Source organism: Actinoplanes sp. G11-F43 (genome assembly GCF_050589265.1).
Lineage (GTDB): Bacteria > Actinomycetota > Actinomycetes > Mycobacteriales > Micromonosporaceae > Actinoplanes.
Map to the genome: position 1 here is coordinate 36,917 of NZ_JBNZCE010000059.1, position 21,592 is coordinate 58,508.

General features: G+C 71.7%; 22 protein-coding genes. 13 read left to right on the forward strand and 9 right to left on the reverse strand.

From position 1 onward, the window contains the following. The first annotated feature begins 51 nt into the window (after positions 1-51). The 3 genes from ACQ0O7_RS42575 to ACQ0O7_RS42585 all read left to right on the forward strand — a co-directional run bounded on the left by ACQ0O7_RS42575 (position 52) and on the right by ACQ0O7_RS42585 (position 3,089). A complete protein-coding gene (locus ACQ0O7_RS42575; RefSeq protein WP_430791609.1) occupies positions 52-366 on the forward strand; it encodes a hypothetical protein in 315 nt (104 codons plus the stop codon). Positions 367-485: 119 nt separating this feature from the next. Beyond that, a complete protein-coding gene (locus tag ACQ0O7_RS42580; protein WP_430791610.1) occupies positions 486-2,090 on the forward strand; it encodes a methyl-accepting chemotaxis protein in 1,605 nt (534 codons plus the stop codon). Positions 2,091-2,252: 162 nt separating this feature from the next. After that, on the forward strand, positions 2,253-3,089 hold the full coding sequence (locus tag ACQ0O7_RS42585) for a DUF1028 domain-containing protein (RefSeq protein WP_430791611.1): 837 nt from the start codon (positions 2,253-2,255) through the stop codon (positions 3,087-3,089). A 48-nt stretch (positions 3,090-3,137) separates the two neighbouring features. Here ACQ0O7_RS42585 and ACQ0O7_RS42590 read toward each other — a convergent pair whose 3' ends face one another. The 5 genes from ACQ0O7_RS42590 to ACQ0O7_RS42610 all read right to left on the reverse strand — a co-directional run bounded on the left by ACQ0O7_RS42590 (position 3,138) and on the right by ACQ0O7_RS42610 (position 6,742). Then, positions 3,138-3,602 carry a hypothetical protein gene (locus tag ACQ0O7_RS42590; protein ID WP_430791612.1) on the reverse strand — a complete coding sequence of 155 codons (465 nt, stop codon included), beginning with the start codon at positions 3,600-3,602 and terminating at the stop codon, positions 3,138-3,140. Next, on the reverse strand, positions 3,599-4,363 hold the full coding sequence (locus ACQ0O7_RS42595; protein WP_430791613.1) for an SAR2788 family putative toxin: 765 nt from the start codon (positions 4,361-4,363) through the stop codon (positions 3,599-3,601). The genes ACQ0O7_RS42590 and ACQ0O7_RS42595 overlap by 4 nt, the downstream gene beginning before the upstream one ends. A gap of 14 nt (positions 4,364-4,377) precedes the next feature. Continuing rightward, on the reverse strand, positions 4,378-5,199 hold the full coding sequence (locus ACQ0O7_RS42600; protein WP_430791614.1) for a S8 family serine peptidase: 822 nt from the start codon (positions 5,197-5,199) through the stop codon (positions 4,378-4,380). Between the two features lie 132 nt (positions 5,200-5,331). Next, a complete protein-coding gene (locus tag ACQ0O7_RS42605; RefSeq protein WP_430791615.1) occupies positions 5,332-6,198 on the reverse strand; it encodes an alpha/beta fold hydrolase in 867 nt (288 codons plus the stop codon). Between the two features lie 16 nt (positions 6,199-6,214). Further along, complete coding sequence (locus tag ACQ0O7_RS42610; protein ID WP_430791616.1) at positions 6,215-6,742, reverse strand: hypothetical protein; 528 nt, start codon at positions 6,740-6,742, stop codon at positions 6,215-6,217. A gap of 100 nt (positions 6,743-6,842) precedes the next feature. On the opposite strand from ACQ0O7_RS42610, the gene ACQ0O7_RS42615 reads away from it, so the two are divergent. Together ACQ0O7_RS42615 and ACQ0O7_RS42620 are read left to right on the forward strand one after the other, a co-directional pair. After that, positions 6,843-7,313 (forward strand): MFS transporter, encoded by a 471-nt coding sequence (locus tag ACQ0O7_RS42615; RefSeq protein ID WP_430791617.1) that lies wholly within the window; start codon positions 6,843-6,845, stop codon positions 7,311-7,313. 7 nt (positions 7,314-7,320) lie between these two features. Next, the gene (locus ACQ0O7_RS42620; protein ID WP_430791618.1) at positions 7,321-9,171 is read left to right on the forward strand and encodes a hypothetical protein; all 1,851 of its coding nucleotides are present in this window, start codon (positions 7,321-7,323) and stop codon (positions 9,169-9,171) included. Positions 9,172-9,188: 17 nt separating this feature from the next. Here the strand turns inward: ACQ0O7_RS42620 and lexA are convergent, their stop codons facing one another. Beyond that, positions 9,189-9,830, reverse strand: coding sequence for a transcriptional repressor LexA (gene lexA, locus ACQ0O7_RS42625; protein ID WP_430791619.1), 642 nt, complete (start codon positions 9,828-9,830; stop codon positions 9,189-9,191). A gap of 125 nt (positions 9,831-9,955) precedes the next feature. Between lexA and ACQ0O7_RS42630 the strand changes: the two genes are divergently transcribed. Further along, positions 9,956-10,462, forward strand: coding sequence for a hypothetical protein (locus tag ACQ0O7_RS42630; RefSeq protein WP_430791620.1), 507 nt, complete (start codon positions 9,956-9,958; stop codon positions 10,460-10,462). 509 nt (positions 10,463-10,971) lie between these two features. Here ACQ0O7_RS42630 and ACQ0O7_RS42635 read toward each other — a convergent pair. Continuing rightward, positions 10,972-12,465, reverse strand: a complete 1,494-nt coding sequence (locus ACQ0O7_RS42635; protein ID WP_430791621.1) for a diguanylate cyclase domain-containing protein — start codon at positions 12,463-12,465, stop codon at positions 10,972-10,974. A gap of 119 nt (positions 12,466-12,584) precedes the next feature. Then, entirely contained in the window at positions 12,585-13,961 is a 1,377-nt protein-coding gene (locus ACQ0O7_RS42640; protein ID WP_430791622.1) for a cellulase family glycosylhydrolase, read from the reverse strand. A 275-nt stretch (positions 13,962-14,236) separates the two neighbouring features. Between ACQ0O7_RS42640 and ACQ0O7_RS42645 the strand changes: the two genes are divergently transcribed. From ACQ0O7_RS42645 to ACQ0O7_RS42665, 5 genes are all read left to right on the forward strand, one after another. After that, complete coding sequence (locus ACQ0O7_RS42645; protein WP_430791623.1) at positions 14,237-14,530, forward strand: hypothetical protein; 294 nt, start codon at positions 14,237-14,239, stop codon at positions 14,528-14,530. A gap of 85 nt (positions 14,531-14,615) precedes the next feature. Then, complete coding sequence (locus tag ACQ0O7_RS42650) at positions 14,616-15,233, forward strand: TetR/AcrR family transcriptional regulator (protein WP_430791624.1); 618 nt, start codon at positions 14,616-14,618, stop codon at positions 15,231-15,233. Next, a complete protein-coding gene (locus ACQ0O7_RS42655) occupies positions 15,230-16,021 on the forward strand; it encodes an NAD(P)H-dependent oxidoreductase (RefSeq protein WP_430791625.1) in 792 nt (263 codons plus the stop codon). Before ACQ0O7_RS42650 ends, ACQ0O7_RS42655 begins: the two co-directional genes overlap by 4 nt. A 140-nt stretch (positions 16,022-16,161) precedes the next feature. Next, entirely contained in the window at positions 16,162-17,199 is a 1,038-nt protein-coding gene (locus ACQ0O7_RS42660; RefSeq protein ID WP_430791626.1) for a pectinesterase family protein, read from the forward strand. 59 nt (positions 17,200-17,258) lie between these two features. Then, positions 17,259-18,404 (forward strand): hypothetical protein, encoded by a 1,146-nt coding sequence (locus ACQ0O7_RS42665; protein ID WP_430791627.1) that lies wholly within the window; start codon positions 17,259-17,261, stop codon positions 18,402-18,404. Between the two features lie 288 nt (positions 18,405-18,692). Here the strand turns inward: ACQ0O7_RS42665 and ACQ0O7_RS42670 are convergent, their stop codons facing one another. Beyond that, a complete protein-coding gene (locus ACQ0O7_RS42670; protein WP_430791628.1) occupies positions 18,693-19,337 on the reverse strand; it encodes a PaaI family thioesterase in 645 nt (214 codons plus the stop codon). 110 nt (positions 19,338-19,447) lie between these two features. Here ACQ0O7_RS42670 and kstD point away from each other — a divergent pair, with 110 nt between their 5' ends. Together kstD and ACQ0O7_RS42680 are read left to right on the forward strand one after the other, a co-directional pair. Next, complete coding sequence (gene kstD / locus ACQ0O7_RS42675; RefSeq protein WP_430791629.1) at positions 19,448-21,094, forward strand: 3-oxosteroid 1-dehydrogenase; 1,647 nt, start codon at positions 19,448-19,450, stop codon at positions 21,092-21,094. 13 nt (positions 21,095-21,107) lie between these two features. Continuing rightward, complete coding sequence (locus tag ACQ0O7_RS42680) at positions 21,108-21,539, forward strand: type II toxin-antitoxin system Rv0910 family toxin (protein ID WP_430791630.1); 432 nt, start codon at positions 21,108-21,110, stop codon at positions 21,537-21,539. The last annotated feature ends 53 nt before the right edge of the window (positions 21,540-21,592 follow it).

Genomic DNA, 21,592 nt, shown 5'->3' on the forward strand with positions numbered 1-21,592 from the left:
TCCCGGTCCGTACCTGGCTATTCCTTGCGGGCCTGTGTTTGGATGCGCCGCATGCGAGCGGAAGAGCAGGGTGTACGGGTGACGGCCTCGGTGTTCGGGCGGACCCTGTGGGTGATCGCGGGCGCGGTGCCGTACGGCGTCATGGTGTACGCGGCCGAGGTCCAGTGGATGGAGAACCTGATCGACAACGGCACCGGATCGGTTCTGGCCACCGCCGGGCTGTGGGCGTTCTTCCTGCTGCTGTTCCTGGGCGCGATGCTGTGGCGGTTCCCCCGGGCCCGGCTGGCCGCGACCGGTGGCTGGCTGCTCAGCCTGCTTCCGGCAGCCGGCCTGTTCGCCTGGGGCTACACCGCCGCGATGGTCTGACCGGGTTGCGGAGCGGCACCCGACGGCAACCGGATCCATAGGAAACCAGCCACACCTTCCGGGCGGAGCCGCCGATGTGGGGCACTTGTCAGCACCCCCCGCTTCCGTGAAGGACCCGCATGACCGCTCAAGCTTCCCGGCCCCGCTTCGGTGACCTGCCGACCGGCGTCAAGATCTTCACCGCTGTCGGGCTGGCGGCGCTGGTCGCGCTCTCCGTCGGCGTCGCCGGGCTGATGGCGCTCTCCTCGGTGAGCGCCTCGGCGAACCGGATCTACAGCCGGAACCTGACGGCTGTCGCCGCGATCTCACGGGTGCGGGCGGCGGTGCTCAAGGCCCGCCTGGACGTGTCGAACCAGGCGCTCGCGCAGGACACGGCGAGCACCGAGAAGTACAACAAGGCGTTCGACGCCGACGTGACCGCTTTCGACGAGGCGATGGCGCAGTACCGGGCGGCCGGGCCGGCCAGCGACCAGGCCGCGCTGGACTCCCTGGAGAGGCTGTGGGAGTCGTACGTCAAGGTGGTCCGGGACGAGTTGCTGCCGGCCGGCGCCGACTACGACATCAAGGCGTGGGAGAAGGTCCGGGACGCCTCGGTGCTGCCGATCATGGACAAGATCAGCCCCGCGGTCGACGGGATGCTCGCCGCCGAGGACGCCGACGCCGCCAAGGCGGCCGCCGAGGCCCAGGACATCTACGAATCCAGCCGTACGCTGGACCTCGCTCTTCTCATCGGCGGCCTGATCGCCGCTTTGTCCGCCGGTGTGGTGGTGTCCCGGGGCATCGTCCGCTCGCTGGCCAAGGTGGAGGATGTGGCCATCGGCCTGGCCGACGGTGACCTCACCCGCTCCAGCGGCCTGACCAGCCGGGACGAGTCCGGCCGGGTGGGCCGGGCCCTGGACTCGGCGGTGACCCGGCTGCGCGAGACGGTCGGCACCATCGAGAGTTCGGCGCTGGCCCTGGCCGGCGCCACCGAGGAGATCTCGGCCACCGCCGAGCAGATCGCCGGCTCGGCGCAGGAGACGTCCCGCCAGTCCCAGGTGGTGGCGCAGGGCTCCGAGGAGGTGTCGACCAGCGTGTCCACGGTCGCGGCCGGCGGTGAGGAGATGGCCGCGGCCATCCGGGAGATCTCCCAGAACGCCGCCGAGGGTGCCCGGGTCGCCCACGAGGCGGTGTCCGCGGCGGCCGCCACCGCCGCCACCATGAACCAGCTGGGCGTCTCGTCCGCCGAGATCGGCAACGTGATCAAGGTGATCACCGCGATCGCCGAGCAGACCAACCTGCTGGCCCTGAACGCCACCATCGAGGCGGCCCGCGCCGGGGAGGCCGGCAAGGGCTTCGCGGTGGTCGCCACCGAGGTCAAGGACCTGGCCCAGGAGACCGCGAAGGCCACCGACGAGATCTCCCGCCGGGTCGAGGCGATTCAGGCCGACGCGAGCGGCGCCGTCAACGCCATCGAGATGATCACCGAGGTGATCGGCCGGATCAGCGACTTCCAGACCACGATCGCCTCGGCGGTCGAGGAGCAGACGGCCACGACGGCCGAGATGAACCGCAGTGTCTCCGAGGCGGCCACCGCCAGCAACCACATCTCGGCCGCGATCACCGGCGTGGCCGAGTCGGCCCGCACCACCAGCGACGGGGTCGCCGACACCCGCCAGGCCACCGCCGAACTCTCCCGGATGTCCAGCGACCTGACGAAGCTGGTCGGCACCTTCCGCGTCTGATCACCGCCGATGCGGGGCCGCCGGGTCACCGGTGGTCCCGCATGCCGGGTTTCCGGCGACGCAGAACTCGTTCCCGTCCGGATCGAGCGTCACGACATGGGCCCGGAGTCCACCGGGTAGCCATACCGCAACGGTGGAGGGGAGAGGGGCTACCGTCTCGGCATGACCTTCTCGATCGTCGCCCGCTCCGCCGACGGAGCCCTGCACGGGGTGGCGGTGGCCAGTAAGTTCCTCGGCGTCGGCGCTGCCGTCCCGGCCGCCCTGGCCGACGTCGGTGCGGTCGCCACCCAGTCGTACGCGAATCTCGCCTATCGTCCGCAGGCGCTGACCCTGCTGGGCACCGGGATGACCGCAGACGGCACGGTCCGGGCGCTGATCGCCGGCGACGACGGTCCGGTCACCCACCGCCAGGTCGGGGTGGTCGGCGCGGACGGTGCGGGTGCCACCTTCACCGGTGACCAGTGCCATCCGTGGGCGGGCGGCACTTCGGGCGACGGCTACGCGATCCAGGGCAACATGCTGGCCGGCCCGCGGGTGGTCGCCGACATGGAGGCGGCCTGGCTGGCCGGCGCGGACCAGCCACGATTCCAGCACCGGCTGCTCGGCGCGCTGCACGCCGGTGACCGGGCCGGCGGCGACCGGCGTGGGCGGCAGAGCGCGGCCCTGCTCGTGGTGGCGAAGGGGCGGGGTTACGGCGGCACCAGCGATGTCCTGGTCGATCTGCGGGTCGATGATCATCCGGACCCGGTGGCCGAGCTGAGCCGCCTGCTGGAGCTACACACCCTCTACTTCGAGCGGCCCGACCCGGCGACGCTGATCCCGCTCACCGGTGCGGTCGCCGACGAGGTGCGGTCGAGGCTGGCCGGCGCCGGGCACGCCGGCGCCGATCTGGACGAGGCCCTGGCGGGCTGGGCCGGCATCGAGAACCTGGAGGAGCGGATCGTGCCGGGTGCGATCGATCCGCTGGTGCTGGAGGTGCTGCGCTCCGGTGGAGTCTGAGCCCACCGGCCGGAGCTCCCGCGTGGCGGAGGCTCCGGCCGCTGGACGTCAGGCGGTGCGGGGCAGGCCGTCGACCTCGGCCGCCAGCTGGGTGGACAGCTCGCGGAGGGGCTGGGCCAGGGCGGTCAGGCGGGCCGGTACGTCGGGGGTGAGCTCGGCGTCCGGGCCGTGGGCGAAGGCGCCGAAGTCCTCCAGCGTCTCGGCCAGCGCGGTGGCCGCGGCGGTGGCGGCCTCCAGCTGGACCCGGGCGCCGAGGCCGTAGGCGTGCGGGACGTGCACCATGCTCAGCACGTACTCGCCGGCCACCCACTCGGCGGCCTGCATCCGTTCGAACGGCTCCAGGCGGGGCAGCCACGCCTGGAAGAACGCGGACGCGGACACCGCGTGGTGGTCGAGGAACTCGCCGTCGAGCTGGTCGCGAATCGCGCTCAGGGACAGTTGCGAGGCCGCGCCGAGGGCGTCGAAACGAGCCACCGGGTCGCCCGCGGCGATGAGGGAGCGCAGCTCCGTCACGGTCTCACCCATCCGTTGGAGACGTGCCCGGTGTTCTTGGCGTAGGTCACCTCGATGATACGGCCCTTGTACTTCCACACCGCCGACATCCCGGTCTTCTTGTACGTGCCGTGGACGCCCTCGGACATGGCCCGCGCCATCAGGTCGGCGATCTGCTCCTTGCTCTTGCCGCCGACGGTGTTCCACAGGTGCTTGGGTTCCATGATGTGCCGCCACTTGTCGGCGGAGACCTTGTTCAGCAGGTACGACTTGACGGCCTTCTTGACCTGGGTCTTGCCGTACCAGCGGAGCGCGTATTTGAGGCCGAGCCGGGCCAGCGCGCCCAGCACGATCATCACCGGGATGGCCTGCTGCTCGACCGCTGTGGTGTCGATCCGCAGCACCTCACCGGTGCTGGTGGCGCGGAGCCGGGCGACGAAGTCGTCCTCGCCGATCGGCAGGAAGTCCTCGACGGCGAACTCCTCGTGGACCGTCACGCCGTCGATCTCGGCCTCGACGACGACGGGTTCGAAACCGTCGTCCTGCAGGGCGACCACCGCGGTGCCGGAGACACCGTCGGGGTCCTCGACCTCGACCGCGGTGACGTCGGCGTCGGCTTTGAAGGTGGCGACGTCGGCCAGCTCCGGGTCGACGATGCCGGTGACCACGACCAGGTCGTCGACGGGGGGAGCGACGGGGGATGCCATGGCCGGCACGCCGCCGAGGCCCAGTACGAGGGAGGTGGCGACGGTGATGCCGACGCCGGTGGCGAATCTGAACACGGGGGTGGTGACTCCTATCCTTGCTGACATTCGAGTGCCGGGACGGGACCCTCCGGGAAGGACACGGTGGGCCCGGTGCCGGCCGGCCGGCCGCACGCGGCGAGTACTCCGGCGGCGACGGCGGTGGCCGCGGAGGTGCCGCTGACCGGCTCGTACCGGCCGCCGGTGCTGGGGGCGAGCAGGTCTTTGCCGGGGGCGGCGAGGTCGGCGGCGCGGCCGTTGGCCATGGCCAGCCGGGTGCCGGTGCCGTCGTGGGCGGTGACCGCGACGACGCCGGGGTAGGCGGCCGGGTAGAAGTCGAACGAGCCGAACCCGTTGCCGGCCGCGGCGACCACCACGACTCCGGCGCCGACCGCGCGGGCCACGGCGGCGCTCAGGGCGGGGTCGTCGCGGCGGGTGCCGAAGCTGGTCACGATGTAGCCGGCGCCGGACCGGACGGCCCAGTCGACGCCGTCGGCGACCGTGGTGGGGCCGGCCTGCCCGGCGTCGTCGAGGACGCGGACGTCGAGCAGGCGGGCCCGGTCCAGCGGGCCGCCGGGGAACTCGGCGTGCGGTCGGCCGGCGATCAGGCCGGCGATCTGGGTGCCGTGCGGCGAGCGTGACCCGGGTAGTCCGGGTGCGCTCCAGGTGGCGGCGATCCGGCCGGTCAGGGCCGGATGGGTGTCCTCGACGCCACTGTCGACGATCGCGACGACCGGGTCACCGCCGAGTCGTGCGCTCTGCCGGGCGGCGTCGTCACGGAGATCCGCCCAGGACGGCGGTTCGCTGCCGCCGGCCGCGCAGCCCGTCATGGCCAGCGCCGCACACAGTGCCGCCGGCATACCCCGTACCCGCAAGAATGTCTCCCCCGTCGCGGCCCACCGAGCAAATGATCTTGAGTGGGCCGAACGGGGTGGACGACCGGCCCGCGGAAGAGTGGCCGGTGACACCGGACGGGACGCCGGCGTCCCGTCGCGGATGGAGCTGCACTATTCGCGCGCGTCCGCGAGAACCCGGCGCAGCTCGGCGGCGAACGGGACCGGGTCGCCGTGCTGGCCGTACTCGCCGCCCAGGAAGCCCGAATGGTTGCTGGGGAACACCACCGGCTCCCGGCCCAGCAGGGCGGCGACCGCACGCCCGCCCCGGTGCGCGACCTCGTCCGTGGACTCGGCACCGACCGCGAGCACGATCCGGGTGGAGGCGGCGGACAGGGCCGCGACATCCGGCTCGTACAGGCAGCAGGTGACCAGGTTCTGGCCGAGCAGTACGTCGTCGCGGGCGCCGTCATCCTCCGCGGGCAGCCCGAACCCGGCCGGATCGGGGCCGGGCTCGTCGGCGAACCCGGGTGGGACCGGGCCCTTCATCGAGACGATCTGGATGAACTTGACCATCGCCGGGCCCAGGCCGGACCGCTCGTAGAGGGCGCGGATGCCCTGGACCGCGGCCACGGCGTCGGCCCCCTCGGGTAGCAGCCGGACCGTCGGCGGCTCGTGCGCGACGAGCGTGCGCACCAGCCCGGGGTGGGCGGCGACCAGGGCCAGGGCGTTGACCGCGCCGCCACTGCTGGCGAACAGGTCGACCGGGCCGCCACCGGAGGCCTCGATCACCCGGCGTACGTCGTCCGCGTGCTGTTCCGGGGTGCTCTCCGGGGCCGGATCGGTGCGGGTGCTGCGCCCGGTGCCCCGGGGGTCGTACGTGATCACCTGCCGGTCGGTGAAGTGGCCGGCCAGGGTGGCGAAGCCGCTCGCGTCCATCGGCGAGCCGATCAGCATCAGCGGGGTCTCGGTGGACGGCGCGGACGGTTCACGGATGTCGTAGGTGATGAGCGCGCCGGGGGCCTTGAGAGTGTGGGTCATGCCCCGAGGCTAGGGCTCAACTCTCCGCCGGGCGGGTCGGTGGCCAGGTCAGCACCTCATCGGGGAACCCGGGCCGCCGCAGCGCCCGCCGGTCCCGCCCGGGAATGGCCCGGCCCTCGGCGACCACCAGGCGGGCCACCTCGATCGCACCGTGCGCCTGGAAGTGGGTGTTGTCCTCGAGGCCGTTCACCCAGAGGAAGTAGTCCTTGGTGGTTTCCGGGCCGAGCGTGCCCCACCGGTCGTACGACGATCGGATCAGCAGCGTGTCGCCGGGCCGGATGGCGGCCAGGATCCGGTCGAGGCGCCCCAGGTCGTAGAAGCTCTTGGAGCTGGCGCCGGACAGCGCCTCGTTGACCACGCGCACGTGGTCGTGCAGGAAGACGTGCAGCGCCTGCCCCCAGCCGGCCCGGGGATGATCGGCGATCGCGTAGGTGGCGGCGGTCGAGTCACCGGCCACGAAGACGGTCGGGTGCCGCCGCCCGCCGAGCCCGGGGACCGCGGCGAACGCGCCGGCCTGGAGCAACGTTCTCCGTCGAATGCCCATGCGGCCCATCAAATCAATGAGTGTCGATGTAGGAAAGCGCTTTCCCGGTGACTTCCCCTTGACAGTCATCTTGAGAAGAAGTCTATGCATAGGTGTGATGATGGGCGTCTACAGCGCGGGCGGCCTGCTCGGAGCGGTCGCTGCCGGGCGCCTGCACCAGCACTTCTCGTTTCGTACCGTGCTGGTCGGGATCAACTGGATCTGGGCGGCGCTGGTCCCGCTAATGCTACTGGCGGGGAGTCCGATTCAGATCGGTCTGATCGGAGCCCTGTGCGCGTTCGCCGGCCCACTCTGGAACGTGGTGATCATGGCGTACGCCGGGGTGGTCGTCCCGAACCACCTGCTCGGCCGGGTGATGAGCGCCGCCGGCACGGTGACCTGGGGAGTCATGCCCCTGGCATCGCTGTCGGCAGGCGTGCTGCTGACCGTGGCGGGACCCCGGGGTTCGCTGTGGGCACTGTCCGCCGTGATGCTCACCGCCGCCGTCATCGCCACGATCAACCCCAGCGTGCGTACGGCCCCCGGCCGCCCGGAGAACACGGCGGCGTCCATCCCCACTTCCCTGACATAGTGTGGCCGTGTTCGATCATTCACCCGCGCGTCTTCCCGTCCTGCTGCGGCAGGTCACCGATCCGGCCGTACCGGACCGTGCCCGGCTTCTCCGATCGCTGGTGGGGATCGGCCAGTCCGCCGTCCTGGCCCGGCATCCCGGTCATGTCGACGCCGAGGACCGGGAGCTGGCGGCCTTCCTGCGGGCGAACGCGGACATCCTGATCGCACTCGCCGCCGACACGTCGTGTGAAGTCCGCCAGGCCGCGATACCCGCCCTCGGTCTGTTCCTCGACGACGCACAACGTTCCCTCGACCTGCTCCAGCAACGCTGGGCGGCGGCGGAATGCCGGGCCGAGCGGATGCAGGTGGCGCGGGTGACGGCCACCCTGGCCGGACGGCTGCCGGCGATCGCCCCGGCCGCCACGGCGTGGTTGGCCGACCTGTCCACCGACCCGTCGCCGTCGGCGGAGGTCCGGCTGGCCGCGCTGGTCCACAGCGCCCGCCGCGGTCCGGAGAAAGACGGTGCCCACCGCGGTCCGGAGGAAGACGGTGCCCACCGTGGTCCGGAAGAGGACACCGCGGGGCTCGTACCGGCGGCGCTTCCGCTGTTACGGGCGACCACCGGGGCCGCCGAGGAGATCACCGACATCCTGCGTACGCTGCACCACCGGCTGGGCGCCCGCATCGCCGACCGCACCACCCTGCTGACCGCGCAGCTGGCCGATCCGCGGGCCGGGGCACGCCGCGACGCGGTGCGGATGGCCGGGGACCTGGTCGGGTCGTGGCGCGGCGACCACAGCGCCCTGATCCGTCTCGTCGCCGCCCAGCTGAGCGCGGACGATCCGGAACCGGCGATCGAGGCGGCGACGATGCTGGGGAGGTACGCGGTGCTCGCCGGCCCGGCCCGGGACACCCTCGCCGCACTGGTCGCCGAGCAGGGCCCGGAGGCCTGGTCGGCGCCACGGGCGGATCTGCGCCGCCTCCATCAGCGATCGGTCTCGGCGCTGGCCTGGACCGGAGATCCGCGAGCCCTGCCGAGTCTGCTGGCCGCGCTGGACGGTGACGTCGACTGGCAGCTCGCCGTGCCGGCGGCGGCCCACCTTCGGCAGGCCTCGGACCGGCTGTTGCCCCGCCTGGCCGGCCGGCTGCCCGGAGCCTCGGACCCGCGCGGCATCGTGGCCGCCCTGGGCGAGCTCGGCGATCCCGGCGCGGTACCGGTGATCACCGGGGTCCTGGCCGCCGCGATCGCCCGTGGAGACGACCGGACGGCTGTCCCGGCGATGATCGAGCTGCGCCGGTTCGGCCCGGCCGCCGCGCCCGCGCTGGTCCTGATCAGATCGATGCTGACTCACGACGACCCGTGGACCCGGTCGGTGGCGGTGTCGGCGCTCGCGGCGGCCGGCGCGGACCGCGACGAGATCATGCCGCTCGCCGTCGCCCTGTTGGACACCGGCGGGCTCGTGTCCGCGGCGGGCGCCCTCGGGCGGATCGGGCCGGCCGCCGCCGAGACCCTGCCCCGGCTGCGCGAACTGCTGGGGGGCTACTCCGACTGGGAGCGGGTGCACGTCGCCCGGGCGGTCTGGGACATCGGCGGGGAACCGGAGGCGACGATCGTGCTCGACACCCTGCTCTCGGTGTGGGAATCGACCCCGTCGATGGGTGACGAGGTCGCGGAATGCCTGAAGCGGATGGGACCCGCCGCCCGGCCGGCGCTGCCGCGGATCCGCGCGGAGCTGGCCCGTCCCGAACGCGTCGCACACGGCACCCTGGTCGCCCGCGACGAGCGGATGTGCCGCCGACTCGCCGAGGTGCTCCAGGTCGAGTTCGGCGTGCCGGCTGACGGCTCGGATCGAGCCGAAAGACGGCACGCGATCTGACCTCGGTCACGGCGTCTCTAGAGGCGGCGCAGGACGCACACCACCTTGCCGAGGATGATCGCGTCGTCGGCGGGGATCGGCTGGTAGGCCGGGTTGCGGGGAAGCAGCTCGGTGTGGCCGTCACGCTGGCGGAACACCTTGACCGTCGCCTCGTTGTCGATCATCGCGGCGACGATCTCGCCGCTCTCGGCCACCGGCTGCCGCCGGACCACCACCACGTCGCCGTCGCAGATCGCGGCCTCGATCATCGAGTCGCCCTTGACGTTGAGGGCGAACAGCGTGCCGCCGCCGACCATCGCCGCCGACACCGTCAGGTGATCCTCGACGTGCTCCTCGGCCAGGATCGGCGCGCCGGCCGCGATGGCGCCGAGCACCGGGACGGTGACGGTGCCGCTCGCCGGGACCGGGCCGCCGGGGATGTCACCGCGCAGCTCGACGGCGCGCGAGTTGTTGGGGCTGCGGCGGATCAGACCGTGTTTCTCCAGGACGCCCAGCTGATAGGAGACGGACGAGGGGGACACCAGGCCGACCGCCGCGCCGATCTCACGGACGGTGGGTGGATAGCCCCGGTCGCGGACCGACTCCCGGATCACCGCGAGGATGCGCTGCTGGCGGGCCGTCAGAGGTGGGCGGGGGTCTGCACCGCTGTCGATGCTCATGGCGGCACCTTACCCCATGATTAGATCAGATGTACTAACGGTGACCGGAATCCGCACGTTCGGGGGACGCCGCCCCCGGCTCGACGGCCGATGACCAGGTCGTTTCCGGTCGCCACCATCATCCGATGCCAAGCATCTGGGAGTACGCCGACCAGGTCGCGGCGGGTGACACCGGCACCTGGTGGACGGCCACCCGGCGCGCCGCCGTCCTGCTCGCCCCCACCCATCCGGTGATCACCGTGACCGGCCGGCTGCCCGTCCACCAGGTGCTGGTGCAGACCACGGCGCTGGTGGTCTACGGCCGGACCCACGGCTCCACGGCCCCCGGCCACGTGGTGTCCGGTCCGGAGCTGGCGGCCTGGGTGACCGCTCACGCGCTGCCCGCCCCGGACACCGCCGCCGGCAACCTGGCCGTCGCGGTCCGGCGCCTGCTGGACGGGGTGGCGGCGATGCTGCGGTCGGCCGGCCACCAGGTCCCGGATCCGGGCCTGCGCTCGCTGCGCCGCCACTCCCGGGATCCGGTGATCCAGCAGTGGCACGACCTGGCCGACGTGGACGACGCGTTCCCCGGCCCGCTGTTATGCCTCGGCGTGGCCGCCATGTCCGACACCTTCGGCCCCGCCATCGTCTGAATCCCGGACCCCGGCCCGTCTCTCTCCCGGACCCCGGCCCGTCTCTCTCCAGGTCCGCGGCGGCCGCCGGGCCGGTGGTCGCTTTCCCACCCGTTTCGGTACGCCGTTCGGGCCGGCAGAGATCGGGGAGTCCTGTCTCGTCCCCGCGACGTCCGCGTCACCCGCGGACCGTCCGGCGACCGCCGGGCCGAATGCGGTGGCCGGGGGTACCGGGGCGGCCGGGCGATGCGCACGCTGGCGGATCGTGGGCCCGCGGTGGCGTCCAGGGCCCGGCCGGCGCTCACCGGCCGACGTGTGTGCGACGCCATCGGGACGAGTCACCAGACATCCGCGCACGATCCGCCGGCGCGGGCGGCAGGCGGGGTCTGGCGGCGTGGGCAGCCGACGAGGTCCCGGTGGCCCGGTGCGGGCCGCATTCGCCCGGCGGTCGCCGGACGGTCCGGTGTTCCGCCCGGCTCGCGGGGACTGCCACGGTCGGCGTTTTCTGGGTGCCCGTACCAAATCGGGTTTTACGAAGCCATGCTGTGGTCGTAACGCATCCAGGTGCCCTTGCCCTCGTGTTTCGCCGCGTACATCGCGGTGTCGGCGGCGTGCAGCAATGTCCGGATGTCGTCGCCCGCCTCCGAACTGGCCACCCCGATGCTGGCGCCGGCCCGGATCGGCGGGCCGTCGTCGAGGGGGATCGGCGTGGTCAGCGCCTGGAGGATGCGCTGCGCGGTGCGATCGGCGTCGACGGCGTCGCAGTCGCGCAGCAGCACGCCGAACTCGTCGCCACCCAGCCGGGCGGGCAGGTCACCGGTGCGCACCGAGGCCCGCAGCTTGTCGGCGACCCCGGCCAGCAGGGCGTCGCCGGCGGCATGCCCGAGGGTGTCGTTGACCGATTTGAATCCGTCCAGATCGACGAGAAGCAGGGACACCGTCCCGGGTTCCGCGTCGACCAGGGCGAGGCTGACCTCCTCGCGGAAGTGGGTGCGGTTGGCCAGCCCGGTCAGATCGTCGAAGAGTGCCTGACGGCGTAGCCGGACCTCGTGTTCGCGCAGTTCGGTGAGGGTGTGGTCGAGTCTCTCGATGAGCCGCTTGTTGTCGTGGAAGGCCAGCAGCTGCCGGGCCACCACCATCGCCACGATGATGCCGAGCCCGCCGACCGCGCCCCACAGCCGCGCGTCCTCGTCGTGGCCCTCCGGCAGCACCAGGATCAACGCGACGAAGACCACGAAGATCGAGCCGTATGGCAGCAGACTGTACGGTTTGCGGCGCCTCGCCCCGAACGCGGTCTCGTCGAAGCGCGCGGTGATCTCCTGCACCCGCGGACCGACGGCGATCAGCAGGGACGGCAGGAAGCGGATCGCGTAGACGTACGCGGGCAGGCTGGTGCCGTCGCCGGGCGCCGCGAAGATCCCGACCGCGTTCATGATCGCTGCGAAGATCATCGTGAGGGCGGCGTTGCGGTGCATCGGCGCGTTGCCGCTGAGCATCATCTTGACCGCGGCGAACGCCGAGGTCAGCACCACTCCGGCGCCGAACAGCGCACCGACCGGGTTGGCCCGCATGTCGGCCGGGTTGATGGCGAAACACCAGGCCACCACCGCACCGCCGACGAGCACGGTCGCCGAGTCCAGCCAGAACGCGATCCGGTCCCGCCCACTGCGACCGGAATGTGGATGGATCAACATGGCGACCACGATCAGCCCGAGACCGACCGCGAAGCACGCCGACTGGATCGATCCACCGGCCGTCGACCATTGACCGGGTTCCAGTATCGACATGACGGTCTGCGTGGTGTCCCCGGCGGTGAACAGGCAGCCGGCGATCATCAGCATCCGCCAGAACCGCCGGATCGGGCCGGTCGCCATCCGGGACACCCGCCACGAGTAGAAGGCGAACATCGCGTCGAGTGGCGGCTGGAACGCCCAGAAGACGTTGACCTGGGCGTCCGGGTTCCCGTGCAGCACGAAGAACAGCACCGCCACCAGGAGGGTCCAGGCGGAGGCCACGGCGAGCACCGGGTCCTGTCGTAACGAGCCGCTCCCGATCACTCCGGTCTGATCGGCCCGTGGTGACCGGTGTTGAGAAGATCGACCGGTGGGACCGGCCGCTCGGTGGCGGCCGGCCCCGTTTCCGGTCAGGACGCGGTGCAGGTCACCGTCGCCGGGGCGGTGTTGGTGCCGGTCCAGGAGGCGGTGAAGCCCCAGCTGGTCGAGGCGCCGGCGGCCAGGCGGCCGTTGTAGGCGGCGTTCTTCGCGGTCACCGTCTCACCGGAGGTGGTCACCACCGCGTTCCAGTTGTTGGTGAACCGCTGGCCGTTCGGCCAGGTCCAGGTCACGGTCCAGGCGGTGATCGCCGCGTTGCCGGCCTTCACCGTCACGTCACCCTGGAATCCGCCCTGCCACGAGTTCGTCGCCGCGTACGTCGCGGTGCAACCGCCCGTGGGCGGGGGAGTGCTGACCGACGGTGACGGCGACGGCGAGGACGGGGCCGGCGAGGACGGCTGGACGCCTCCGTAGATCGTCGCCTGCTTCGACGTCGCCTTGATCCCGTTGGCGCCGTTGAACAGCCGCTGACCCCACGAGGTCAACTGCGCCGGGTTGAAGTCGGTGACCATGTCCAGGTACTCGACACCGCCCCCGTTACCGCTCCACGACCAGCCCAGATAGCCGACCCCGTACTGCTGGGCGGTCGCCAGGATGGTGTCCTCGTCCGGGTTGCCGTCGGAGTGGTTGTGCCCGAACTCGCCGATCACCAGCGGCAGGTTCGCGGCCCGGAACCGGGCCAGATAGTCGGTGATCTCGGCGGCGGTGTCGAACACCCCGTACATGTGGACGGAGAAGACCACGTTGCGGTTCGGGTCGGTGGCGAACACGCTCGCCGCGTTGTCCCGCATGGTGAAGGACCAGTCCTGGCCCCAGTTCGGGGCGTCCACCATGATCTGGTGCGCGAAGCCGGCCGCCCGCAGCCGGGTGATCGCGTTCTTGGTGTCGGCCACCCAGCCCGAGGCGTTGGTGTTGCCGTACGGCTCGTTGCCGATGTTGAGGATGACGTAGTTCTCCTGGCCGTCCAGTGCGCTCTTGATCGAGATCCAGTAGTCGACGGCCTGCGCGAGTGACGCCGCCGCGCCCTCCTCGCCGTAGCCGGTCGTGTCGTGCACCTCCAGCACGCAGATCAGCTTGTTCGCCTTGCACTGGTTGATGACGTTGGTGACGTCGGCGGCGTCGTTGCGGGTCCACCGGTTGCCACTGCTCAGAACCACGCGGACGGTGTTCGCCCCGAGCGCCTTGCTGTTGGCGAGCGAGCTGAGCTGATTGGTGTACCAGGTGTGCGCGTGGTTGACGCCACGCATCACGAAGGGTGTGCCGTTGCCTTCGAGGATCTGGGTGCCGGAGACGGTGAAACCGGTGGCGGCCTGCGCCGGTGGTTGCGCGGCGAACATGGCGATCGCGCCGGCGCATACGGCCGCCGCGATCCCGGCCCACCACTTGAGCCGTGTCTGGGGGATGGTCATCGCTCTCTCCTGGGGACGGATTTCTGGGAGCGCTCCCAATCTGCCCGTTGCCATTCATGCTTGTCAACGCCTTGTTTCCGGCTCGCGGCCGCATCCGTGCCCGTTGATTCCCCAGCTCCGCCCCACAGCGGCGATCATTACTCTAGCCGAAACGATCGAAATTACGCTCAGTACTATTGATCTCGAACTGCGCGCCTTGACAGGAGGGCCTTCGCGGCGCAAGGTTTCCCATCTGAACTGCAACTTTCTGCCGCACGTGAAGGAACTTGCCACACATGGACCTACACCCTGACGACCACGAAGAGTTGCTGAGCGGCAGTTCGACGCTGGAGATGTGGCGCCGGAGTGATCATGCGGTTCAGGTGGCCGAGGAGCTGATGCGCATGCACGGCGGCACCGTTCCGATGAGCGAACTGCTCTGGCTGGGCGCGGAGTCCTACCTGCCCCGGCAGTGGCGGGCCGGCCGGGCGCCGGAGCCGGTGGAGGCCGCGGTCCTGGTCTACAACCGCTGGCGCAAGCTGGAGGAGCGCCGTCTCGAACGCCGCTGGCCGGCCGCTGAGGAGTCCTGACGTCCGGGTCGGGTCCGGCGACAACTTACTTGTGGTAACTTACTCATCGTAAGTTACTGATGGTCAGTTGGCCGGAGGATCCGCGATGAGCGCCACGCCCGACCCGTCACCACGCCGGCGGCTGTCCAAACCGGAGCGGCACGCTCAGCTGCTGGAGGTCGCCCGTGAGCTGATCCGCGACCTCGGCACCGACGAGCTGACCCTCGGGCGCCTCGCTGAACGGGCCGGCGTCACCAAACCACTCGTCTACGACCACTTCGGCGACCGGGCCGGAGTGCTCGCCGAGCTGTACGGCGAGTTCGAGGCCCGCCAGCTGAAGACCCTGGCGGCGGCCCTCGCCGGAGCCGAACCCGAACTGCCGGTGGTGGCGGGCATCGTCGCCGGCGCGTACATCGACTGCTGCCTCGCCGAAGGCCGCGAACTCGCCGACGTCGTCGCCGCGCTCGCCGGATCGTCCGCGCTGAGCCGGCTGCGGCAGGAGGCCGAGGACGCCTATCTGATGCAGTGCCGCCAGGCGCTGGAGCCACTCGCCGGCCCGATCGACGCGGCCGGCATGCACGCGATCGTCGGTGCCGGTGACGCCCTGGCCCGTGGCGCCCTGACCGGCCGGATCAGCACCACCCGGGCCCGCGCCACGCTGACCCGGGTGATCACGGCGATCGCCGAATCGGACCACAACGGACTCAAGGAGGTAAAACCATGACGATCAGCCATCCGCCGACGCCGGGCACCGCCCTCTGGCTCTACGCGCACCCCCGTCGCGGCTCCCTGAACGACCGGCTGTTCCAGGAGGGCGTGAAAGCGCTGTCCGAACGCTACGACGTGACCACCTCGGACCTGCACGCCCAGCGGTTCGACCCGGTCCTCGGCGACCGTGACCTCGGCGACCTGGCGGACGAGCCGGGCAACATCGCCGAACTGGCCGGGGAGGCGTACGCCCGCGGCCAGGCCCCCGGCGACGTCCAGCGGGAACAGGCCAGACTGGCCGCCGCCGAACTGCTCGTCATCCAGTTCCCGCTGTGGTGGTACGGCCCGCCGGCGATCCTGAAAGGCTGGTTCGACCGGGTCCTGACCAGCGGCTTCGCCTACGGTGACATGGATGCCGAGCTGGGCGTGCCCCGACGGTACGGCGACGGCGGACTGACCGGCCGCCGCGCCCTGGTGGTGGTGACCGCGGGTGAGGACGCGCGGTCGATCGGCCCCCGCGGCATCAGCGGTGATCTGGAGTCCCTGCTGTTCCCGATCACCCACGGCGTGCTCTGGTACGTGGGCATCGAAACCCTCGATCTGCACGTCGTCCATGACGCCGACGGCCTGGACGCGGCCGGCGCGGACCGGGAGGCGGAGCGGCTGCGGCAACGGCTGAGCACCGTGCACGCCGAACCGGCCCGGCGGTTCCGAAGCCTGCGCGACGGCGACTACCACGGCACCCGGTCACTACGGCCGGACCTGCTGCCCGGCCGCACCGACCTGGGCATCCACGTGGCCTAGGCGCGTGTGCCACGTTGCGGCTCGAATCGAGCCGCAACGTGCCACCCGAGGGAAGCACGTTGACGACGGTCGATGACTGTCCTACCGTGCTGAGGAAAGCGCTTTCCCCCAGCGCAATCCCCACCTCATAGGAGCCTGTCATGCGCCGGAGAACCTTCCTCGGCATGTCCTCCGGCCTCGGCATCGTGGCCACCGGTCTGGTGCCCGGTCCGGTGTCGGCCGGTGGCCGCCGGCCCGACGTGATCCTCGCACCCGGCGACATCGTCCAGGCCGCCGTGGACGCGGCGCCGGTGGACGCCACCAGGCCGTACGTCATCGGCCTCCGCCCCGGCACCTACCACGGCCAGGTGATCGTCCCCCGGGACCGGCCGCTGCTGGAATTCCGCGGCCTGGGCCATCGCCCGGAGGACGTGATCGTCGCCGACGACCGGGCCAACGGCACCCCCAAACCGGACGGCACCACCTGGGGAACCAGCGGCAGCGCCTCGGTCACCGTCGACGGCGCCGGTTTCCGGGCGGTCAACCTGACCTTCGCGAACCTGTTCGACGAGGCCGCCCACCCGGAGATCACCAACCGGCAGGCGGTGGCCGTGCTGACCCGGGCCGACCGGCTGGTCTTCGACCGGGTGCGGTTCCTCGGCAACCAGGACACCCTCTACCTCAACAGCAGCGCGGCCGGCGTGGTCGCCCGGGTCTACCTGCGCGACTGCTACGTGGAAGGCGACGTCGACTTCATCTTCGGCCGGGCCACCGCGGTCCTGCACCGCAGCCGGATCCACTCGCTGAACCGGGGGAGCAGCCCGAACGGTTACGTCACCGCGCCGAGCACCGACATCACCAACCCGCACGGGCTGCTCTTCGACCGCTGCCGGTTCACCTCGGACGCCCCGGCCGGCACCGTCCTGCTGGGCCGCCCGTGGCATCCGAGCCAGGACCCCAACGCGATCGGCCAGACCATTATCCGGGAGTCGTGGATCGGCGCCCACATCCCGGACCAGGCGTGGACCGACTTCGGCACGTGGCGGTGGGAGGACGCCCGGTTCGGTGAGTACCGCAACTTCGGCCCGGGCGCGCTGGTGTCGGACAACCGACCGCAACTGACCGCCGAGGAGGCCGCCGGGCACACCGTGGCGGCGTTCCTGACCGGCGCGGACGGGTGGAGCCCGCAATGCCGGTGATCCACCCGGGTGGGTGACGGCGGGCGGTCGCGGCCGGGATCGCCACATATTCTCGGCCCGTGCCGGTCTCTCGTAAGCGCAAGAAGTCTCAGAGGTCCTCCGCCGCGGTCCGGGCCGAACGCCGCCGCCAGCACACCAGGCAGGTGCGGCTGGCGAACTCGCTGCTGGAGATCGCCGGCGCCCGCGAGCAGAGCCAGGCCCTGCGCCTGGAACTGGCCCGCCCGCACGCCGCCGCCCTGATCGAGAGCCTGCTGGCGTCACCGCGGTCCGGCACCGCCCTGGAGGACGAGGTCTGCGCGCTGCTCGGCCCGCTGCTGGCCGGGCTGGCCGGGCAGCCGATGGAGACCTACGCCGGCCCGGACCACCTGGCCGCCGCCCTGATCGAGGGCCTGCGGGACCGCGACGACGATCCCCGGGCCGCCGAGGTGCGCCGCGCGGTCACGGCGATCATGCCGATGCCGCTGCGGTCGGGCACCGGGGCCGAGGTGGACGGCCCGGAGACGGCGGGCGAGGTGCGCTGGGCCCGTGACCGGTTCGGCAGCAGGTTCGCGATCGCCGCACCGTTCACCACACCCGAGGGCCCGGTCCGGTGGTATCTGTGGGACGTCGACGCCTGCGACTTCCTCCCGCGCCCGGCGCACACCGGCTTCTACGCCTCACCGGAGGAGGCCCTGGCCGCCTGGCAGGTGGACGCCGGCGCGTTCGCGGCCGGCGGCACGTCCTGGCGGCGCGTCGACGACTCCCGCCTGCTCGACGGCCTGCTCCCGGCCCCGGAGGAGTACGGCCCGATCGGCGGCGAGACGGCCGCCCAGCTCGCCGAGTACCACCGCTGCCGCCGCCTGGCCGAGGTGGTCCGCCGGCTGCCGCAGGTGCTGACGTTCGACCCGCCGGAGACCGCGCTGGACCTCGGCCCGAAGTCGTTCGTCACCTGGTGGCGCCGGACCCGGATGGAACCGGAGCCGGAGATCTTCCTGGTCGAGGACCTGTTCGACGCCTGGCCGTCGGCGATCCCGGAACTCTTCGACACCTGCTCCCCACACCGCCTGACCGCGGTGTCCGCCCAGATCCGCGCCGAGCATCGCGACGACGCCCCCGCCCTGCTCTCCCTGCTTCCCGCCTGGGTCACCTACCTGGCCGAACGCACCACCCTCCCGGACACCCTCCGCGACCACACCCTGTCCCACCTGCGCGAGGAAGCCGCCTGACCGGACCGCGTGGCCACTAGCGGTGCGATCCGAGCCGGAAAAGACCACACGAGCTTTTTGTGGGTACGCCCGGCGGCTCCACGGAAATCGGGTCGCCCTGTCTCGTCCACGCGAGGTGGGCGCGCCACCGGACCGCCCGGCGACCGCCGGGCGAATGCGGTGGTCCCGGGCCAGCGCCGCGTCGCGCGGTGGTCCCGGGCCCGTGCCGCGTCGCGCGGTGGTCGCGGGGCCAGGTTCGTGTGCCGCGTTCCGGCGCGGAGCGCGCCGGAACGCGGCACACCGAACTTTCTAACCGCGGCGGTTCAGCACCGGGCCGAAGAGGCGTTCGGCCTGTTCGGCGCGGAGGGACACGAAGACTCCGGTGGCCTCGACCAGCGTGGTGGACGGGGCGTCGGCGGTGGCTATCGTGCCGGTCGCCGTCACGCGGCGGCCGTCGACCGTGGCGATCGTGGCGGTCATCAGCAGTGGGGTGTAGAGCGGGACCGGCCCGCGATACCCGGTGTCCAGGCGGACCGTCATGCCGGGATGACCGGAAGTGGTCACCACATAGCCGAGCATCTGGTCCAGCAGCATCGCGCTCACCCCGCCGTGCGCGAAGCTGGGCGGACCCTCGAAGGCGCGGCCGAGCGTGCACGTCCCGATCGCCAGGTCACCCTCCCGGTGCATCTCGACCGGGGGTGCGAAGGCGCTGCCCGTACCGGTGACCGGGTTGTAGAGGCGCACCCCACCGGGCAGGTCGTCGGCGGCCGCGGTGTCGAAGCGGCCCCGCCGGTGCTCGGCGAGCGGGCCGGCCGCCCGCCGGATGCGTTCGGCGGCGCGCAGGATCTCCTCGGTGGGCGCCTCGGTGGCGGTCGCGTGCTCGACCAGTGACCGCAGCGCCTCACCCAGCTCGTTGATGGCGGCCCGGCGCCGCGGAAGACCGTTGTCGCTCACAGCAACAGACTCCTCTACACAGGAGTATCGGACCTAGTGAATCTCATCACACTCCTATAACCTGTTCTAGTTATTGCGGCGGCGTAAACACCTCGGCGGATGGGGATGCCATGGCGGTCACCGTGGAATACGACGTGGTCGTGGTGGGTGCCGGCGCCGCCGGTATGACCGCCGCGCTGACCACCGCCCGCAGCGGACTGAACACGGTTCTCGTCGAGAAGGCGGCCGTCTTCGGCGGCTCGACGGCCCGCTCCGGCGCCGGGATCTGGGTGCCCAACAACGAGGTGCTGCTCGCCGCGGGAGTGCCGGACAGCTTCGACAAGGCCGACACCTACATGGCCGCCGTGGTCGGGCCGGAAGTGCCGGCCGCGCGCCGCCGGGCCTACCTCACCTACGGTCCGCGCACCATCTCCTACCTGCTGCGCTGGACCCCGCTGCGGTTCGCGTGGATGGAGGGCTATCCGGACTACTACCCGGAGCTGGCCGGCGGGATGCCGAACGGCCGCTCGATCGAGCCCCGGGCCTTCGACCTGAACACCCTCGGCGGCGAGGCGGCCCACCTCAACCCGGCCTACCAGGCCAGCCCGGCCGGGACCGTGGTCTACACGGTCGACTACAAGTGGCTGTCGCTGATCGCCCGGCACCCGAAAGGGCTGGCCACCGCCACCGAACTGGTCTGGCGCTACCTTCAGCTCTCCGCGCAGGGGCAGAAACCGGTGACGATGGGCCAGGCCCTGGCCGGTGGGCTGCGGGCCGGGCTGATCGCGGCCGGGGTGCCGGTCTGGCTGAACACCCCACTGCTCGACCTGCACGTGGCGAACGGCCGGGCCGCCGGGGTGCTGGTCCGCAAGGACGGGGTGGAGACCCTGATCCGGGCCCGGCGCGGGGTGGTGGTGGCCAGCGGCGGCTTCGAGCACAACGAGCGGATGCGCAAGCAGTACCAGGCCGCGCCGATCGGCACCGACTGGACCATCGGCGCCGACTCCAACACCGGCGACGGCATCGAGGCCGGTGAACGGGCCGGGGCGGCGCTCGCTCTGATGGACGACTCCTGGTGGGGGCCGATGATCCCGCTGCCCGGCGAGCCGTGGTTCTGCCTCTCCGAACGCACCCTGCCCGGCACGATCTTCGTCAACCAGGCCGGGAAGCGGTTCGTCAACGAGGCCGCCCCGTACAGCGACGTCGTGCACACCATGTACGAGAAGGGCCACGTGCCCTGCTGGATGATCACCGACCAGGACTACCGGAACCGCTATCTGTTCAATGATCTCGCGCCGCTGCTGCCCTACCCCGACGACTGGTACACCAGCGGCGCCCTGGTCAAGGACTGGACCATCGCCGGGCTGGCCGCGAAGATCGGGGTGCCGGCGGCGGCGCTGAGCGCGACGATCACCCGGTTCAACGGTCAGGCGCGGGCCGGGCGCGATCCCGACCAGCGTCGTGGGGACAGCGCCTACGACGCCTACTTCGCCGACCCGACCAACCTGCCCAGCCCCTGCCTGGCGCCGATCTGGCTGCCGCCGTACTACGCCTTCAAGATCGTGCCCGGCGACCTGGGCACCAAGGGCGGGCTGCTCACCGACGCCCGGGCCCGGGTGGTGCGCCCGGACGGCACGGTCATCCCCGGGCTGTACGCGGCCGGCAACGCCAGCTCAGCCGTGATGGGGCACAGCTACGCGGGCGCCGGCTCCACCCTCGGACCTGCAATGACGTTCGGCCACGTGGCCGGCCTCGACATCGCGGCGGCCACGGCTTGAGGAGGAGGAAGACATGCCCAAGGTGAGTGTCACCGCTACGTCGACGGCCGAGCCCGGCAAGGTGTGGCAGGTCGTCACCGATCTGCCGCGCACCCCCGAGTGGAACGGCATGCATCAGGGCTTCGTCGGTGAGGTGCCGGCCACGGTCGCCGAGGGGACCACGTACAAGCAGAAGGTGAAGTTGATGGGCATGCCCGCGGAGATGGCCTGGAAGGTGGTCACCGCGGACGCCCCGGGCAGTCTGGAGATGGCCGGGGACGGGCCGATGGGGGTGAAGGCGAAGAACCGGTTCGTGATCGTGCCCGAGGGGTCCGGCTCGCAGATCACCTACGAGATGGAGTTCGCCGGGCCGGCCCTGAACGGCCCGATGGCCGCCATGCTGGAGAAACAGGCCGGCCCCGCGGCGAAGCAGGCCCTCGGCAAACTGATCGCCCTGGTCGGCTGACCACCGGCCGACAACGGCGTGCCACTTTCCGGCGCGCTTCGCGCCGGAGGTCG

What these genes read in the sequence shown, in the direction of transcription:
- ACQ0O7_RS42660 (WP_430791626.1), top strand. Translation starts at nt 16,162, where the DNA reads ATGCGCCGGAGAACCTTCCTCGGCATGTCCTCCGGCCTCGGCATCGTG.
- lexA (WP_430791619.1), bottom strand. Translation starts at nt 9,830, where the DNA reads ATGAGCATCGACAGCGGTGCAGACCCCCGCCCACCTCTGACGGCCCGC.
- ACQ0O7_RS42585 (WP_430791611.1), top strand. Translation starts at nt 2,253, where the DNA reads ATGACCTTCTCGATCGTCGCCCGCTCCGCCGACGGAGCCCTGCACGGG.
- ACQ0O7_RS42630 (WP_430791620.1), top strand. Translation starts at nt 9,956, where the DNA reads ATGCCAAGCATCTGGGAGTACGCCGACCAGGTCGCGGCGGGTGACACC.
- kstD (WP_430791629.1), top strand. Translation starts at nt 19,448, where the DNA reads ATGGCGGTCACCGTGGAATACGACGTGGTCGTGGTGGGTGCCGGCGCC.
- ACQ0O7_RS42580 (WP_430791610.1), top strand. Translation starts at nt 486, where the DNA reads ATGACCGCTCAAGCTTCCCGGCCCCGCTTCGGTGACCTGCCGACCGGC.
- ACQ0O7_RS42680 (WP_430791630.1), top strand. Translation starts at nt 21,108, where the DNA reads ATGCCCAAGGTGAGTGTCACCGCTACGTCGACGGCCGAGCCCGGCAAG.
- ACQ0O7_RS42575 (WP_430791609.1), top strand. Translation starts at nt 52, where the DNA reads ATGCGAGCGGAAGAGCAGGGTGTACGGGTGACGGCCTCGGTGTTCGGG.
- ACQ0O7_RS42640 (WP_430791622.1), bottom strand. Translation starts at nt 13,961, where the DNA reads ATGACCATCCCCCAGACACGGCTCAAGTGGTGGGCCGGGATCGCGGCG.
- ACQ0O7_RS42655 (WP_430791625.1), top strand. Translation starts at nt 15,230, where the DNA reads ATGACGATCAGCCATCCGCCGACGCCGGGCACCGCCCTCTGGCTCTAC.
- ACQ0O7_RS42610 (WP_430791616.1), bottom strand. Translation starts at nt 6,742, where the DNA reads ATGGGCATTCGACGGAGAACGTTGCTCCAGGCCGGCGCGTTCGCCGCG.
- ACQ0O7_RS42645 (WP_430791623.1), top strand. Translation starts at nt 14,237, where the DNA reads ATGGACCTACACCCTGACGACCACGAAGAGTTGCTGAGCGGCAGTTCG.
- ACQ0O7_RS42605 (WP_430791615.1), bottom strand. Translation starts at nt 6,198, where the DNA reads ATGACCCACACTCTCAAGGCCCCCGGCGCGCTCATCACCTACGACATC.
- ACQ0O7_RS42650 (WP_430791624.1), top strand. Translation starts at nt 14,616, where the DNA reads ATGAGCGCCACGCCCGACCCGTCACCACGCCGGCGGCTGTCCAAACCG.
- ACQ0O7_RS42615 (WP_430791617.1), top strand. Translation starts at nt 6,843, where the DNA reads ATGGGCGTCTACAGCGCGGGCGGCCTGCTCGGAGCGGTCGCTGCCGGG.